Raw genomic sequence first — 16,386 nt, 5'->3', positions numbered from 1 at the left:
GAGAGCAGGAGGATCGCAGCAGCAACGCCAGATGGGCGTTTTAAAGCGAATTGTAATTGCGCAGTTGCTGACATGGGTGATCCTTAATGACGAAAAAATACCAAGGAATACGTTTGCCTTGGCGTGTTGTTACCCTAACGAACATCGGGCTATTGGCACAACCCCGAAGTAGAAAATAAGTTGATACGGTCAATGTTTGTTTCTGAACTGGTGGATCGAACTGGTTTTTAAATTCAAAATTAGAATAAATGACTTTTCATTTCATTAACATGGATTGTTTTGCTGTATTTTTGTGCTATTTGTAGTCGTTTAGGCTATAAACCTCCGCTGGTAAAGTGAGCAGTTTAGAATGATGCGCTTTTTATTCTTATTGTTAAGACGCTCATTAGTTGCAGTTCAATCCAAAATTGCATCGGCAAAATATTGCTTATTAGGGTCTGTTGATCTTTCGCGGTTAAATTTTGTTCGAGATAAAATCGTTTTAGGTGAGGCAAGGAGTGTGTCGCCTAGTCATTCTAAGCAAATACTCCTTAACAAAGCATAAAACGATTTTAGCCGAACCCTTCGGGCAGCGTTTGTTGGTCATTTCTACTGCGTAATCGACTTCTCATGTAGTCTCGCTACACAGCAAAGTCTCTGCCTTGTATAAATAACCCAACAATTCGCTGCAAAAATCAGCTCGAAAGGTCAACAGACCCTCATGAATCGTGCATTTGTTTTGTCTTGATCACATTTTATTAACCTTTTGCGATCTAGGCGTGCAACCTTCTCCTCTTGAATAAGCAAGATCTTGCTCATCGCTTTGCTATCAAATCAGCATGATTTTGCTCACTTTTGATGTCTTTCTGTGCTTAGGTCAATAAATACAATGACTTAAAAGTTGGCATTTCAATTGCTCTAGGGAATTTATTGTTAATAAATATTTAACATGATGTAAATCCCCAATCGTGAAACGACTACACGGAGAGTAATAATGAAAATGAACAAGCTGGTAAAAGCTTTGGCTGTCGCTGTGACTTCTTTTGGTATTGCTGCTAACGCTGCGGCAGAAGATCGTAGCTACATTCTTGCAACGGCATCGACAGGTGGTACCTACTACCCTGTGGGCGTAGCGCTGGCGACATTAAGCAAAGTGAAATTGGCACCAAAGCACCACTTCTCCCTTTCTGCAATCAGCTCTGCGGGCTCTGGTGAAAACGTCAAACTGCTGAACGAAAACGAAGCACAGTTCGCGATTCTACAAGGTCTTTACGGTGCATGGGCTTGGTCTGGCGAAGGTCCTTATGAGAAAAGCGGTCGCCAAGAGCAGCTGCGCTCAGTCTCTATGCTGTGGCAAAACGTTGAGCACTTTATTGTTCGCTCTGACTTAGCAAAAACTGGCACGGTGACAGATCTGAACAACCTAGACGGTAGAAAGTTCTCTATCGGTAAGAAGAACTCTGGTACTGAGAACTCGGGTCGCCAAATCATGAAAGGTCTGAAGGTAGACCCTGATAAATTCAATCTTGCTTACATGGGCTACGGCGGCAGTGCGAGCGCACTTCAAAACGGCACCATTGACGGCATGAACACGCCTGCGGGTGTGCCAGTTGGTGCAGTAACCCAAGCTTTTGCTGCGCTAGGCAAAGATATTTCGATTCTTTCGTTTACCGATGAGCAGATTAAAGAGGCGAATGGCAGTTATAACCTATGGACGAAGTACGAGATCCCAGCGAACACTTATCCGGGTCTAGATAAGCCGATCACCACCATTGCACAGCCAAACTTCTTGGCAGTTCGTGAAGATATCTCGGAAGAAGACGTTTACCAGCTAACCAAAGCGATCTACGAGAACCTGCCTTTCCTACAAGGCATCCACAAAGCAACAAAAGCAATGGCGATTGAGAAAGCGATTGCTGGTTTGCCAGTGCCTCTTCACCCAGGCGCGGCGCGTTACTACAAAGAAATGGGCATCGAAATCCCATCAGATCTAATGGCGAAATAACGCCAACTTCGCCCCGAGTTTCGGCTCGGGGCATTTTATCCCTACCGATTTCTAAGATGGAAATAGCCGCCAGAGCTTGGAGTATGAGATGAGCGACTCAATAGAAAAGGAATTGCAGAAGTTTGAGCTGCCCACGCGCACTGATTTTCCGTGGGTAACCACAACAATCACAGTGTTTGGCGTGGTGTTGTCTGCTTTGCACATTTGGTTTAATACCTTATCGACGTTACCAGAGTTATGGATTTCCGCGACCCACTTTGCTGGCTTTGCGGTGATTTGTGCGCTTTGGTATCCGGCTCATATCTCCCTCAAGCAGAGTAAGATTGCACTCGGCATTGATGTGTTAATTGCCATGGGCGCGGTCGCGTGTTTGCTCTACATTCCCTATGCCGAAGATGCGCTGTATGAGCGTGGCGTGAAGTTTGTGACCAGCGATTGGGTCTTCGCCATCATGGCAATTCTGATTGTTATTGAGCTGATTCGACGCACCATGGGTTGGTTTATTCCAGTGCTGATTGTGGTGTGTTTAAGCTACGTTGTACTTTGGGGGAAGTGGGCAACAGGTATTTTCCACTTCCCGGGTTTGAGCATGGAAACCTTACTCTACCGCAGCTTCTATTCTTCTGAGGGTATGTTTGGCTCTATTTCGCGCATCAGTTGGACTTTCGTATTCATGTTCATTCTGTTTGGTGCATTTCTCGTTCGCTCTGGTGTTGGTGATTACATCATCAATGTGGCACGTGCTGCGGCAGGCAAAATCATCGGCGGTCCGGGTTTTATCGCAGTGATTGGCTCCGGTTTGATGGGCTCAGTATCGGGCTCTAGTGTGGCAAATACGGTTTCCACCGGTGTTATCAGTATTCCTTTGATGCAAAAAGCAGGTTTCCCTTCGCGCTTTGCAGCGGGCGTTGAGGCTGCGGCGTCGACAGGTGGTCAGTTGATGCCACCAGTGATGGGAGCGGGTGCTTTTATCATGGCGTCTTACACGCAAATTCCTTATGTTGATATTATTGCCGTTTCTTTCATTCCTGCTCTTATCTATTTCTTGTCTGTGGCGTTCTTTGTGCGTATCGAAGCCAAACGCAGCGGCGTTCAGAAGATCACTACCAGCGATGAATCATTACTTAAAGTGCTGATCAGCGGTTGGCACAATCTTATCCCATTGGCGGTATTGGTCACTTTATTGGTTCAAGGCTTTACACCGACTTACGCTGCGGGCTTGTCGATCATTTCAGTGGTGGTGGCTTCTTGGTTTTCGAAAGAGCATAAGATGGGACCAAAAGCGATCATCGAAGCACTTTCGCAAGGCGCGAAAAACATGGCGACAACTGCCGTATTGCTGGTGGGTATTGGTTTGGTGATCAACGTGATCAGCACAACAGGCATCGGCAACACGTTTTCACTGATGATCGACGGTTGGGCGAATGGCGACTTGTTCATCATGATCGTCCTGATTGCGCTCGCTTCTCTTGTTTTAGGTATGGGTTTACCCGTGACAGCGGCGTATATTGTATTGGGTACACTGTCTGCCCCTGCGCTTTACAAGTTGATTGCGGAAAATCAATTGCTTGAATTGATGGTGTCAGGTCAATTGCCTGAACAAGCAAAAGCCATCTTTATGTTGGCGGCGCCAGAAAAGCTAGAACTGCTCAATGCCCCAATGGCGTTGGAAACCGCGAAAGAAATGGTGGCGTTAGTGCCCGCTGACTTTATGGAAACCCTACTAGAGCAAAGTCTGGGTATGGAAGCGGTAGGCTTAGCACTGCTGGCTGCTCACCTCATTATCTTCTGGTTATCGCAAGACAGCAACGTAACCCCTCCAGTGTGTTTGACCGCTTTTGCTGCGGCAACCATTGCAAAAACACCGCCAATGCGCACCGGTTTAATGGCGTGGAAAATCGCCAAAGGTTTGTATCTTGTGCCGCTACTTATTGCCTACACAGGCTTGGTAAGTTGGGATGTGACGTCGGTAATTACCGTAGGCTTCTTTGCCATCATCGGTACCTATGCATTGATCGGTGCGATTGAAGGTTACTTGGAAGGTCCTCTAAACATTCTGCTGCGTCTTGTGTTGATTGTGGTGGGTACATTGCTGGTTTGGCACGACATCCCAATGTTGGTTCGTGTAGCAAGCTGCGCAGTATTTGTCGCGATTTTTATTTACAGTGGTCGCAAGTTCAAATTGCAACAATCTCAACTATCGGTTTTATAAGAGGTCGTATGAAATCAGTCTATGACTACATCATTGTCGGTGGCGGTATCGTTGGCGTGTCGACAGCATGGCAACTGCAGCAACGTCACCCAGACAAATCCATTTTATTGGTTGAGAAAGAGTCCGGTTTTGCTAAGCACCAAACCGGGCACAATAGCGGCGTGATTCATGCTGGGGTGTACTACGCGCCGGGCAGTTTAAAGGCGGATTTTTGCAAGCGCGGGGTAGAGCGAACCATTTCGTTCTGTGCCGAGCACGATATTCCGGTGGAGAACTGTGGCAAGTTACTTGTTGCGACCAATGAGCAAGAAGTCGAACGCATGAATGCGCTTTATGAGCGCTGTCATGTCAACGGCGTCGACGTAAAGCTACTCGATGAAGTTCAACTCAAGCTGGCTGAGCCAAACATCACGGGATTGGGCGCGATTTATGTCAAAACCACCAGTATTGTCGATTATCGTTTGGTCACTGAGCAGATGGCGGAAGAGTTCAAAAAGCTCGGCGGTCAAATTAGCCTGAGAACCAAAGTGGTGGCTGCCGAAGAGAAGGATGAAGAAGTTCAATTGACCTGCATTTCAGACGGGCAAACCATGCAGCTCAATGCCAAATTCTTGGTCACTTGCAGCGGCTTGATGGCGGATCGCATGACGAAGATGATGTCTATTCCAACCGATTTCCAAATCATCCCTTATCGTGGTGAATACTACCGTTTAGATAGCAAACACGACCAAGTGGTGAACCATCTTATTTATCCAATTCCAGACCCTGATTTGCCATTCTTGGGCGTTCATCTGACTCGCATGATTGATGGCAGTGTGACCGTTGGTCCAAATGCGGTGCAAGGCTGGAAACGGGAAGGGTACGACAAGGTCAACTTTAGCTTGCAAGATACCATGCAAATGCTCAGCTTCTCCGGTTTCTGGAAAGTGACACAAAAGCATCTAAAAACCGGATTGGATGAGTTTAAGAACTCGTGGTGGAAGCCGGGCTATCTGAAATTGGTCAATAAATACTGCCCAAGCATCAAGGTGGAAGATCTCAAACCATATCCTGCGGGTATTCGTGCGCAAGCAGTGTTATCCGATGGTACTTTGGTTCATGACTTTTTGTTTGCCGAGAGCGCAAGAAGCCTACACGTTTGCAACGCACCCTCTCCAGCAGCGACATCTGCAATGCCGATTGGGGAGTACATTTGCGATAAAGTGAATGAGAAGATAGAAGCGAAAACCGAGACGGTTTAACAGTAAAAAGCCAAACTAGAAGTACACCAGAAAAATTATTACTCTTTTTGTTGGGTTATTAGTGTCGGGTGTGCCGGAAGTTTGGCTTTTACTTTGGTGGTTGGGTAACTTCCTTTTTATGATACTCGGGTTTATCAGGAGAGGGATGGATGAAACTAGGTTTAGACAATCACAAAGTAGACGTCGTTAAACATGACCCAGCATGGCGACAGGAGTTTGCACGCAGCCGATCTGAACTGGCGTTAGTGACGGAGATTGCGCCAACTCAAATCGAGCATATTGGCAGTACTGCTATTTTGGATATGCCTGCCAAACCTATTATCGATGTTGTGCTAGGTATTGAGCACTTTCCTCATGTTTCTCCAAAACTGATTGATGCACTGAAAAGTGTTGGATTTCTGCGCTTGAAAGTGGAAAAGCAAGATGAGATTGTCTTTGCGAAGTTCACCGATGATTCTTATCAAGTCAAAACACACTATCTGCACCTCACTCAGTATCAAGGACAGTTGTGGCGAGACTGGATTCAATTTCGAGATAGACTAAATGGAAATGCTGAGCTTAGAAGTGAGTACTTAGCTCTGAAGTTTTCTTTGGTGAAGCAAGCTGAAATTACCATCGAAAAATATACCGATGCTAAGACGAGTTTCGTACGTAAAGTCATAAATGAGTGGAAGACCGAATGAGGAAACCGCTGGGGCTCATTTTGCTTTGTAGTGCATTTTATTCTTTTGCGTATCAACTGCACGAGCGCGACGAGAGTTATGTATTAGTTAGTCATGATCTCAGTGTTGACTATGTGGTCTATGTCCCAGGCTCTATGGAAGCAGAAATTACCAATGTGTTTAAATTTGATTGTGAAGGCAGTCGTGTTGAAGCGGTAAAAATTGGTAGCGAGATTAACAACGCAGCGACGTATGGCGAGCATCTCCAATACTATTTCTTTCTTGTGAGAGATCGTCAGTTTCACGTTCCTCTAAGAATTATTGAATCCTTTCAAACGGTTGATAAAGAGTCCAAAGAGGTTTTATCGGAACATTTACCATTCACCAAGCATGATGCGTCTGACTTAATATGTGATTTGCTTCGCCCCCAGATTATGAGTTATCAGTTTACACGATCGTTTGAAGCCGTTGCTAAACCAGAAAAGAACAAAGGCGACTAAACCGTCGCCTTTGCTGTATTTGGAAGAGCCGTTAGGACTCTCCACCTTTAGGGCAAAGTTCGCCTTTCTTGGCGTGTCTTTCGATCATGTAATCGCCTCGGGCACTGTGCAACACAATCGCATTCCACACTTGCCCGTCTTTGAGCTCAAACTCCATCGCATAGTGTATGCCGCCGACGACTTGGGTTCTCACATCATTGATTTGTTTTAGCTTATCCGTCGCATTCATTTGATGCAGAATCATGCTGAGAGAGCGCTCAGCATCTGGGGTGACTTTCGCCACTTGCCAACCTCCCGGGACGTCACCTTGCGCATCGCATATCGCTTGCATTTTCTTTTTCAAAGCTGGTGACATTTGTTTGTCGACTGCCAGTGCACTGTTAGCAAATGGAAGCGCGGTAATCGCCACAATGGTCGTCCACATCATCCTTAACTTCATAATTCACTCCGTTGTTTTGTTATTGATTGAGTATAAGCACGACTTTCACGGTTTACATAATTGCAGGCAATTACAAACCAACTTGTAGGTATGGTTCAGAAGAGTGAAAAGAGTAAAAAAACGATCGCTTTTGAGTGGCACTCGTAACACTGGTTAGAGGAGGAGACGTTATGAGTCTGAAGCATTATTTTGAAAAGGTCTCGCCAAAGTTTGAACCGGGAGGCCAGTACCACAAGTTCTACCCACTCTTTGAAGCTGTTGAAACCCTTTTTTATACGCCGGGTAAAGTGAATCATGGCACTACACACGTTCGAGACAGCATCGATTTAAAGCGCATCATGATTATGGTGTGGTTAGCCGTATTTCCTGCGATGTTTTGGGGTATGTACAACATTGGTCAGCAATCCAGTGACGCTTTGCTCTATGGCCTTGACCAAGCGGCAGCGCAGCAAGCCATTGATGCCTCTTGGGGGCTAAGCTGGGTTTGGGGTTCGGTAGAAGCCGCGAGCCAAGCAGGTTGGGCAAGTAAAATGCTTGTTGGCGCGACCTATTTTCTGCCTGTCTACGCGACGGTGTTCATCGTCGGTGGTTTTTGGGAAGTTCTGTTTGCCATCGTCCGCAAACATGAAGTGAATGAAGGCTTCTTCGTGAGCTCCATTCTGTTCTCACTGATTCTGCCGCCAACCATTCCACTGTGGCAAGCCGCCTTAGGTATCACTTTTGGTATCGTGGTAGCGAAAGAGATATTCGGTGGCACGGGGCGAAACTTCTTAAACCCGGCACTAGCAGGGCGAGCCTTCTTGTACTTCGCTTATCCCGCTAACATGTCTGGCGGCGCGGTTTGGGTTGCGGCAGATGGTTACTCCGGCGCAACACCGCTGAGCCAATGGTATGAGGGGGGACAGAGTGCTTTGATGAACAACATGACGGGGCAGCCTATCTCATGGATGGACGCGTTCGTTGGCAATCTGCCCGGTTCGATGGGGGAAGTATCCACCTTGCTGATCGCACTCACAGGTCTGGTGCTGATCTTTATGAAGATCGCTTCGTGGCGAATCGTTGCAGGGGTCTTTGTTGGCTTAGCTGTGACGTCGCTACTGCTTAATGCGATCGGCTCGAATACCAATCCTATGTTCTCTATGCCGTTTTACTGGCACTTTGTGATTGGTGGTGTTGCGTTTGGTACCTTCTTTATGGCGACAGACCCAGTATCGGCTGCCTTCACAAATGGCGGTAAATGGGCTTACGGTATTTTGATTGGTGTGATGACGATATTTATTCGAGTGCTAAACCCAGCCTATCCGGAAGGCATCATGTTAGCGATTCTTTTTGCTAACTTATTCGCACCGCTGTTCGACTACATGGTCAAAGAGAACAACGTTAAACGCAGAATGAAAAGGGCAAGACCTTCGTAAAATGAGGTGAGCTTCACTGAAATTTGATTGAAAACTGCACTATAGTTGAAGGGGCAGAAACATGGGGTTTCTGGCTTTTCTTTTTATCAGGAGGACGAAGACAATGAGAATTAAGGATATTCTCGATAGCCGTTTGGTGCTGTCGTTCTGGTACAACCTAGACTACTGCTTGTCTCTTCTTAGTAAAATCTCTGCGCGTTAATTTCCTCAATGCTCCCGCATTGAAAAGCAATTTATCAGTTTGTTTTTAATCTTACGCTTAAATGCGTAGGGTCATGCGTATAAGGAAATTAACAATGAAACGTATCCCAGAACCGTTCCGTATCAAAATGGTTGAGCCAATCAAAATGACGACCTTGGCTGACCGAGAAGTTGCCCTCAAGCAAGCGGGCTTTAACCCATTTCTTCTGCGTAGTGATGATGTTTATATCGATCTGCTGACCGACTCTGGCACTGGTGCTATGAGTGACAATCAGTGGGCAGGCATCATGATGGGTGATGAGTCCTATGCTGGCAGTCGTAACTACTACAACTTGTGTGATGCGGTAGAGCATTTCTTTGGTTACAAGCTCACAGTACCTGCGCACCAAGGTCGCGGGGCGGAGCAAATCCTATTCCCTGCTTTGATTGAACGTATGCGTCAGGTTCGCGGTGGTGAAACGCCCGTATTTATCTCGAATTATCACTTCGATACCACTGCGGGTCACATTGAGCTCAATGGTGGTAAAGCGATTAATGTGGTAACGGAAGAAGCGTTCGACACCACCACGCCATACGATTGGAAGGGTAACTTTAACCTCGACAAACTAGTCGCGACGATTGAAGAACACGGTTCTCACAATATCTGTGCGATCATCACGACGGTGACGTGTAACAGCTCTGGCGGTCAGCCGGTGTCGATGGAAAACATGCGCAGCGTGTACGAAATAGCAACCAAGTACGATATTCCTGTGGTGATTGATTCGGCTCGTTACTGTGAGAATGCCTACTTTATCAAGCAGCGTGAAGCGGGCTATGAGAACAAATCGATCCTTGAAATCATCCGTGAGATGTATCAATACGGCGACATGCTCACCATGTCAGCGAAGAAAGATCCCATGGTGAACATTGGTGGCATGTGTTGTATTCGCGATCATCAAGAGCTTTTCCAAGCGGTACAAACGCGATGCGTACCGATGGAAGGCTTTGTGACTTATGGTGGTATGGCTGGTCGTGATATGGAAGCCTTGGCTCGTGGTCTGTATGAAGGTGCGGATGAAGATTTCCTCCACTACCGTATTAGCCAAGTGCAATACTTGGGTGAGCGTCTACGCGAGGGTGGCATTCCAATTCAATACCCAACGGGTGGTCACGCGGTGTTCGTTGATGCGGCGAAGATCTTACCTCATATTCCTGCGGATCAATTCCCGGCGCAAGTACTGTGTAATGCTTTGTACTTGGAGGCGGGCATTCGTGCAGTAGAGATAGGATCACTGTTGCTTGGCCGCGATCCTGAAACGGGAGAACAGAAAGCTTCGGAGCTTGAGCTTATGCGTTTGACCATTCCACGTCGTGTGTACACCAACGATCACATGGATTACATTGCTGACGCACTCATTGAATTGAAGAATCGTGCCCATGAACTGAAAGGGCTGACGTTCGAATACGAACCACCAGTACTTCGCCATTTCACGGCTCGATTCCGCGAATTGGATTGATAGCTCCGTGGGTTGATGCAACAAGATATTGAATGGTGTTAATAAAGCAAAAAGCCGCGAACTTCGCGGCTTTTTTCAATTCATCTGAGTATCGAATTATGCCAAATCTAGCGTGATTCGTACAAACTGCTCATCTTGGTACAACACTTCGTAATTGAAGGTGTTGCTGGCGTAGATACTGCCTAGGAATAAAGAACGCTGGCTCATAGGTCCACGGAAAAGCATCGAAATTGGTGCGATCAAGGCGTTATTGTCGTCGAAATGTTGGTTTAAGTTATCAGACAGCACACACAGCAAACAGCCATGTTGATCGTGAGATAAGTCGACGTCTTCAGGGCGAGAAAGCAGTACAGTGGTACCTAATTTTTTCTCTACTTCGTTGATCAACAGCAGGTAGCTATCAAGGTGAGGCTGTGGGTTACCTGGTTTATCAGCACCGACACAACGTTCAAGTAAAACTTCTAGGTTGCCATTTTCCCCTTTTGCCTGTTGAGTCAGAGACTTTAATGGCTTTTTAATCAGTTTGTAGCGATTACTTTTGAGCTTAGGTTTAAGCCACTTTTGCAGTAGATCGTTACGTTCTTTGAGAGGAAGGCTTCGTGATGATGCATGGATTTTGAAGTGCAGGTGTAATAAGGCGTGCACCGCTAGTTCGCTAAGTAATTGATTAGCGTCTGCGGATTGTTTTGCCTGCTTAGAACTTTGCATTACACTCTAATTCTTTGAAAGAAAGGAATGGTGCCGAGAGAGGGACTCGAACCCTCACACCAAAGGCACTAGCACCTCATGCTAGCGTGTCTACCAATTTCACCATCTCGGCATCATGATGCTCTGAATACACAGAGGCTTCAAAATGAAGCGTTCCAAATTGTATATCCAAAATCCATAACTTGGCGAGAGTAAAATTGCTCATTTTTAGTCTTTGGCGTTCAAGTGAGCATTTATTGTCCGTTTTTAATATTTTCGGCATTCAGAAACCTCACAATACCCTTACTTTTACTACAAGTATGACCATAAAATGACAGCTTTGCACAAAAAGTGAACGCTTGAACGTTTGCGTAAATAAATGTGATGAAACTCTCTTTTTGTTGGCTATACTTGCGTCCCGTTTAAGCGGGAATTAGGGTTCAGTTGTTCAGGACCCTTACCCATACAAGCCGTCACAAGGAGCAGGATGAGGTATTTACTCATCGGCAGTGAATGACCCCAAGGATTGGACCAGCTACGTTCATTTGCTTGTATAAGGTAAAAAAAAGATGTCGAACTATCCGTTCTGTCTCCAATTTGGATCTACGAGTGTGTTGTCACTCGATGCGTTGTCCCTTTCTTCTGCCAATGCTTTTGGCGCTCCTTTCCTTTTCAACGTTCAGTAGGTCCGATTCATGAGTGTTCTATTTAGTCTATTTGGTATTGTTGCACTATTAGGTTGTGCGTTCCTGCTGTCAGAGAGCCGTTCTTCAATCAATTGGAAAACTGTTTCTCGCGCATTGTTACTCCAGTTGGGGTTTGCTGCTCTGGTGCTTTATTTCCCTTTGGGACAAGCGGCATTAGCAAGTTTGAGTAGTGGTGTTGCTGGGTTATTGAGTTTTGCCGATGAAGGCATCAAGTTCCTCTTCGGTGACCTCGCTTCTACTGGTTTCATTTTCGCTATTCGTGTCCTTCCTATCATCATCTTCTTCAGCGCTCTTATCTCTGCCCTTTACTACTTGGGCATCATGCAAAAAGTGATTCAATTTATCGGCGGTGCTATCCAAAAGTTCTTGGGTACCAGCAAAGCGGAATCTCTTGTTGCAACCGGTAACATCTTCTTATCTCAAGGCGAATCGCCACTTCTCATTCGTCCATTCCTTCAAAACATGACTCGTTCAGAATTGTTCGCAGTTATGGCCGGTGGTATGGCGTCTGTAGCAGGTAGTGTACTAGGCGGTTACGCAGGTTTGGGTGTTGAGCTGAAATACCTAATCGCGGCGAGCTTCATGGCTGCTCCAGGTAGTTTGTTGATGGCAAAAATCATCGTACCAGAACGTCAAACACCAAGTGATTACAATAACATCGAGCTAGACAAGTCTGAAGAAAGCAACGTGATCGATGCGCTAGCAAGTGGTGCGATGGGCGGCATGAAAGTCGCGGTTGCAGTAGGTACTATGCTGATCGCATTTGTGAGTGTGATTGCGATGGTGAACACAGGGTTAGAAAACCTAGGTGAGGTGTTCGGCTTTGCGGGTATTACGCTACAAGCTATCTTCGGTTACCTGTTTGCGCCTCTAGCTTGGCTAATTGGTGTGCCTAGTCACGAAGTTCTAGCGGCTGGTTCTTACATTGGTCAGAAGGTTGTAATGAACGAGTTCGTTGCGTTTATTGACTTTGTACAGCACAAAGCAACGCTGAGTGAGCACACTCAAGTGATCATCACTTTTGCTCTGTGTGGCTTTGCGAACATCGGCTCTATTGCGATCCAACTTGGTTCTATCGGTGTGATGGCTCCAGAGCGTCGTAAAGACGTAGCAAACATGGGCTTGAAAGCGGTAGCTGCAGGTACGCTAGCTAACCTAATGAGTGCATGTTTGGCGGGTATCTTTATTTCGCTGTAACTGCAACTATAAATAAAGTAAAAGCCCGCTATGATGCGGGCTTTCTTTTATTCGCTATTTACTGTTGTTTGTTTACGTATTCTTTAAAGCGAGCTTTAGTTTCTGCGTCTGCTTTTTGGTACCAGAAATGCAGCATCTCTTCAGCGGTTGAATCTGCCTTCATGTCAGCTGGAATTTTTGCAGGAAGTGTTACCGGCTGAACCGCTGCGACACTTGCCACACCAATCGCAGCAACGCCACCAGCTCGGTTGTAATCTTCAACTTCACGAATGTAATCGCGGCCGATCTGCATACCTGGCTTGATAAGCTTGTCTTGTTCGACAGGAATAGCCGATCCTGAAGCATCAACTAACTTCCAATCCATATCTTTAATTTTGCTTTCAGCATCTCGTAGATCTCGATACTTAGGAAGTTGGAAAGTCAGTTCAGCGTTATCAGCATTAAATCGTGCGATAGTCACATCACTGTCAACGCTTACGCGATCATTTCCTTTACTAAAGAAAGGTGAGAATCGAAACACTACCTGATTTACACCATCAGGAAGCGTAAAGCTTTTATCTGAAGAAAAGAAGCCTCCAGAAAGCTTCACTTTTTCACCGTTCGCGGCCAAAACTGAAACGTCGTCAGGAACATGGATTGTCACATCAGCGAATGCCATTCCGCTCATTGCAAGAGCAAGCGCGCAAGTTAAAGGCTTGATCAATTTCATTGTTTTTATCCTAAGCACAGTCATTTGTGGTCATCGAGAGTGCATCGTTAAGTGCTTGATTGCAACTCTCGAATGTAAGAAGTATGAAAATTTAACAAGAACGTCATTTTAATCTTATTCAGAATAATCAAACTGTGAGCCAAATAGATCAAACCGCTGCAAAGGCAGCGGTTTGTTTCAATTGTTTTGAAAGTTAGATACCAGCACCATCACCGGATTCGGCTTGAGAGCTCCCTTTCTGTTCTTGTATGACATCTTCTCGCTGTTGTGCTTTTTCAATGCTTAGCCACCATACAAACAGCTCGTACCAAATCGCGAGAATCACGGCACCTAAGAACAGACCGACAATACCGTAGAACAACATACCGCCGATAGCACCTAGCAGAATCACTGGCATTGGTACGTCAACGCCACGACCCATTAGCATAGGCTTGAATAAGTTTTCAGACAGAGCAGCAACAACAACCCATACTGTAAACATGGTTGCTGTGCTGGTGTCGTTTGTCATGTACATGTAGCCAATGACAGGCAGAACTGCTAACAGAGCAGGTAGTTGTGCGATACACAGAATCATCAGTACTAGAGTCAATAGGCCTGCAGCCGGAACGCCAAAGATAAAGAAGCCTGCACCAATCAATAGAGCTTGAATTGCGGCTACACCAACAACACCAAGTAATACGCTCTTGATGGTGGCTGCGATAAGCGTTGTCCAGCTCTTCGCATTGTCACCTGCAGTACGTATAGCAACTGTTCGCATGCCAGAAGCGATTGACTCTGAGTAAGTCATAAAGCCTGCTGCAATCGCTAAAGAAATGATAGAAAGTAACAAGCTACCGAGTGCGCCACCCACCATTCCAAGTAGAGATGTCAAACCTGCTTTGATTTGTGGCATAAAGGTTTGGATAGCTTTCTCTAGGTTGGTTGCAAATAGAGTCCAGACTTCATAAAGCTTATCACCGACTAGAGGCCAGTCTGCAACGGATGCTTTAGGGCCGGGTATTTTAATCTCACCACTTTGCAGCACATCAAGTGCATGCGTTGCACCATCAACAATAGATCCCGAGACCATCACTAATGGGGTTACTAACAAAGCAATACCAAGCAAAGCGATTGTCGTGGCTGCTAGACCGCGTTTGCCTCCGTAAATTTTCTCTAGCTTCAAGCAAAGAGGCATTAAAGCAACAGCGATAATAGCCCCCCAAATGACAGGAAGAATGAAAGGTTTGATGATGTCGTATGTAAACATCAGCAAGATTAAGATCAAGCCGATGCGTATAGCAGATTCCACCATATTACTGATGAAAATCTTGCTCTCTGTTTTTACCGATTGTTTATCCATTTTTGTTTACCTGATGTTCAATGTTGGAGCTGACGAGACTTGAAACAACAATCGCCATATAAAATACGCCTACAATTGCCTCTAGATACACCACAACTTGTGCTAACGGTGTTAGAGGGCTGATGTCGCCATAACCTAGAGTAGTTAAAGTGACAAAGCTGAAATATGCAGCATTGGAGAAATTCTGCCCCCATGAGATGGCTTCCATTCCAGTGAATGAGTTGGGAGAAAATTCCAGTAGAATGAGGTAGGCAATGGCCCACATTAGGCCAAGCAACAAGAAAAGTGCGACAGAACCAATTACCTTGTTACTGTTGATATGCCCAGTGAAGAGAATCTGTCTTGCAATCGATTTGAACGTGCCAAAGAAGAAAGCAAAGGTGAGGGCGAGCATAACAACATCCATTTCCTTGATGCCTAGCACTGCTTTTACTGCGCTCACTAGTACCCACGTCCCTAACATGGTGTACAGAAAGCGTGACCAGTTTTTATCAAAGCGCAGGCTCGCCATGCAAACGATGAAGGTTAGAATGGTGAAAGCTTGCAGAAGATACTCCATTGCACCTTCCCCTACGACCTGAACAAAAGCCCCACCAATCAACAGCCCAACAAGTGCCAAAGTCAGGTAGAAGAAGTTGTTCTCTTCATTAATTTTTTTAAGTTTCTTTCCAATAGCCATGGTTTGTCTGTTTAACTCCTATTTTTGTTCTTGTGATGAGTCCTTCATCACCATGATGGAAGCTGAAAGGCCGAACCTCAGATCAACGCCTTCAGGCAATTCATGCAATGACACTCGAACAGGAATACGTTGCGCTAGGCGAATCCATTGGAATACAGGGTTCACGTTAGGCAAAAGGTTATAACCCACAGTGCCGTCTTTCGGAGCAATACCCCAACCGATAGAGTCGACGGTGGCATCAATCGGATTGTCTGGGTGAGACATCAATGTCACGCGCGCATCGCTACCCGGTGCAATTTGAGCTAACTGGTTTTCACGGAAGAAACCAAATACCCAGAAGCTATTTTTGTCGATCAGTGCCACTAACGGCTGGTTTGCGACTGCTTGTGTGCCGTTGCGAATATCTAGGTTAGAGACAAAGCCGTCGACTGACGCATAGACTTTGGTATAGCTCAGATTCAAACGCGCAGATTTCAGCTGTTCTTCAGCTGATTTGATTTGCAGTAACGATTCTTCATAAGTGATCTCGCGGCGGATCAAGTCTTTGTGAGAAACCGCACCACGATCTTTAGCGCGAATGTCTTTTAAACGGTCGTATTCAATCTTTTTACCGCGTGAGCTGACGACGGATTTTTGCAGTGCAACTTCCGCTTGGGAAAGAGCAACTTCATAAGTGGTCGGGTCGATTTCAAACAGCAAGTCACCTTTTTTCACTTCTTGATTGTCTTGCACTGAGACGTTCACGATAGGCCCCGAAACTCGTGGCGCAACTTTGATGACGTTGGCTCTAACTTGGCCATCTCTCGTCCATGGGTTATTAAAATACTCTTCGAACTTTTGATAGCCGAACCATGCCGCGCCACCAAGAATGACAAGATTGAGTGCAATAACGAGTAGTTTTTTCATCTTGTTGGACAC

14 protein-coding genes and 1 tRNA gene are annotated in these 16,386 nt (G+C 45.9%); 8 read left to right on the top strand and 7 right to left on the bottom strand.

What is annotated here, in order from left to right; genetic code table 11:
- The first annotated feature begins 973 nt into the window (after nucleotides 1-973).
- The 5 genes from ACTS60_RS19320 to ACTS60_RS19300 all read left to right on the top strand — a co-directional run bounded on the left by ACTS60_RS19320 (nucleotide 974) and on the right by ACTS60_RS19300 (nucleotide 6,599).
- Complete coding sequence (locus tag ACTS60_RS19320; RefSeq protein WP_440889572.1) at nucleotides 974-1,984, top strand: TAXI family TRAP transporter solute-binding subunit; 1,011 nt, start codon at nucleotides 974-976, stop codon at nucleotides 1,982-1,984.
- A gap of 88 nt (nucleotides 1,985-2,072) precedes the next feature.
- Nucleotides 2,073-4,196, top strand: a complete 2,124-nt coding sequence (locus ACTS60_RS19315; protein WP_038885497.1) for a TRAP transporter permease — start codon at nucleotides 2,073-2,075, stop codon at nucleotides 4,194-4,196.
- Nucleotides 4,197-4,204: 8 nt separating this feature from the next.
- Nucleotides 4,205-5,437, top strand: a complete 1,233-nt coding sequence (lhgO, locus tag ACTS60_RS19310; protein ID WP_440889571.1) for an L-2-hydroxyglutarate oxidase — start codon at nucleotides 4,205-4,207, stop codon at nucleotides 5,435-5,437.
- 149 nt (nucleotides 5,438-5,586) lie between these two features.
- On the top strand, nucleotides 5,587-6,120 hold the full coding sequence (locus ACTS60_RS19305; RefSeq protein WP_440889570.1) for a GrpB family protein: 534 nt from the start codon (nucleotides 5,587-5,589) through the stop codon (nucleotides 6,118-6,120).
- The gene (locus ACTS60_RS19300) at nucleotides 6,117-6,599 is read left to right on the top strand and encodes a hypothetical protein (RefSeq protein ID WP_440889569.1); all 483 of its coding nucleotides are present in this window, start codon (nucleotides 6,117-6,119) and stop codon (nucleotides 6,597-6,599) included. The genes ACTS60_RS19305 and ACTS60_RS19300 overlap by 4 nt, the downstream gene beginning before the upstream one ends.
- A gap of 31 nt (nucleotides 6,600-6,630) precedes the next feature.
- Here the strand turns inward: ACTS60_RS19300 and ACTS60_RS19295 are convergent, their stop codons facing one another.
- A complete protein-coding gene (locus tag ACTS60_RS19295; RefSeq protein ID WP_038885500.1) occupies nucleotides 6,631-7,038 on the bottom strand; it encodes a cystatin in 408 nt (135 codons plus the stop codon).
- A gap of 170 nt (nucleotides 7,039-7,208) precedes the next feature.
- On the opposite strand from ACTS60_RS19295, the gene ACTS60_RS19290 reads away from it, so the two are divergent.
- Nucleotides 7,209-8,453: an NADH:ubiquinone reductase (Na(+)-transporting) subunit B gene (locus ACTS60_RS19290; protein ID WP_440889568.1), complete on the top strand. Its 1,245-nt coding sequence runs from the start codon at nucleotides 7,209-7,211 to the stop codon at nucleotides 8,451-8,453.
- A gap of 296 nt (nucleotides 8,454-8,749) precedes the next feature.
- Entirely contained in the window at nucleotides 8,750-10,150 is a 1,401-nt protein-coding gene (locus tag ACTS60_RS19285) for a tryptophanase (protein ID WP_440889567.1), read from the top strand.
- A 96-nt stretch (nucleotides 10,151-10,246) separates the two neighbouring features.
- Here the strand turns inward: ACTS60_RS19285 and ACTS60_RS19280 are convergent, their stop codons facing one another.
- A complete protein-coding gene (locus ACTS60_RS19280) occupies nucleotides 10,247-10,858 on the bottom strand; it encodes a DUF2913 family protein (protein ID WP_440889566.1) in 612 nt (203 codons plus the stop codon).
- Nucleotides 10,859-10,886: 28 nt separating this feature from the next.
- Nucleotides 10,887-10,970: transfer RNA gene (locus ACTS60_RS19275), tRNA-Leu, on the bottom strand.
- Nucleotides 10,971-11,532: 562 nt separating this feature from the next.
- On the opposite strand from ACTS60_RS19275, the gene ACTS60_RS19270 reads away from it, so the two are divergent.
- Entirely contained in the window at nucleotides 11,533-12,741 is a 1,209-nt protein-coding gene (locus tag ACTS60_RS19270) for a NupC/NupG family nucleoside CNT transporter (RefSeq protein WP_010453227.1), read from the top strand.
- 58 nt (nucleotides 12,742-12,799) lie between these two features.
- Here ACTS60_RS19270 and ACTS60_RS19265 read toward each other — a convergent pair whose 3' ends face one another.
- From ACTS60_RS19265 to ACTS60_RS19250, 4 genes are all read right to left on the bottom strand, one after another.
- Nucleotides 12,800-13,450, bottom strand: a complete 651-nt coding sequence (locus ACTS60_RS19265) for a DUF2057 domain-containing protein (protein ID WP_440889565.1) — start codon at nucleotides 13,448-13,450, stop codon at nucleotides 12,800-12,802.
- Between the two features lie 193 nt (nucleotides 13,451-13,643).
- A complete protein-coding gene (locus tag ACTS60_RS19260) occupies nucleotides 13,644-14,789 on the bottom strand; it encodes an AI-2E family transporter (RefSeq protein ID WP_440889564.1) in 1,146 nt (381 codons plus the stop codon).
- Nucleotides 14,782-15,468 (bottom strand): potassium channel family protein, encoded by a 687-nt coding sequence (locus tag ACTS60_RS19255; RefSeq protein ID WP_440889563.1) that lies wholly within the window; start codon nucleotides 15,466-15,468, stop codon nucleotides 14,782-14,784. The genes ACTS60_RS19260 and ACTS60_RS19255 overlap by 8 nt, the downstream gene beginning before the upstream one ends.
- Nucleotides 15,469-15,486: 18 nt before the next feature.
- Nucleotides 15,487-16,374, bottom strand: a complete 888-nt coding sequence (locus tag ACTS60_RS19250; RefSeq protein WP_440889562.1) for an HlyD family secretion protein — start codon at nucleotides 16,372-16,374, stop codon at nucleotides 15,487-15,489.
- Between the last annotated feature and the right edge of the window lie 12 nt (nucleotides 16,375-16,386).

The sequence above is a fragment of the Vibrio sp. WZ-1 genome, assembly GCF_052037695.1.
In the GTDB taxonomy this organism is placed as follows: domain Bacteria; phylum Pseudomonadota; class Gammaproteobacteria; order Enterobacterales; family Vibrionaceae; genus Vibrio.
Note: the sequence above shows the minus strand (reverse complement) of the source record. Positions and strands in the feature narration are given on the sequence as shown.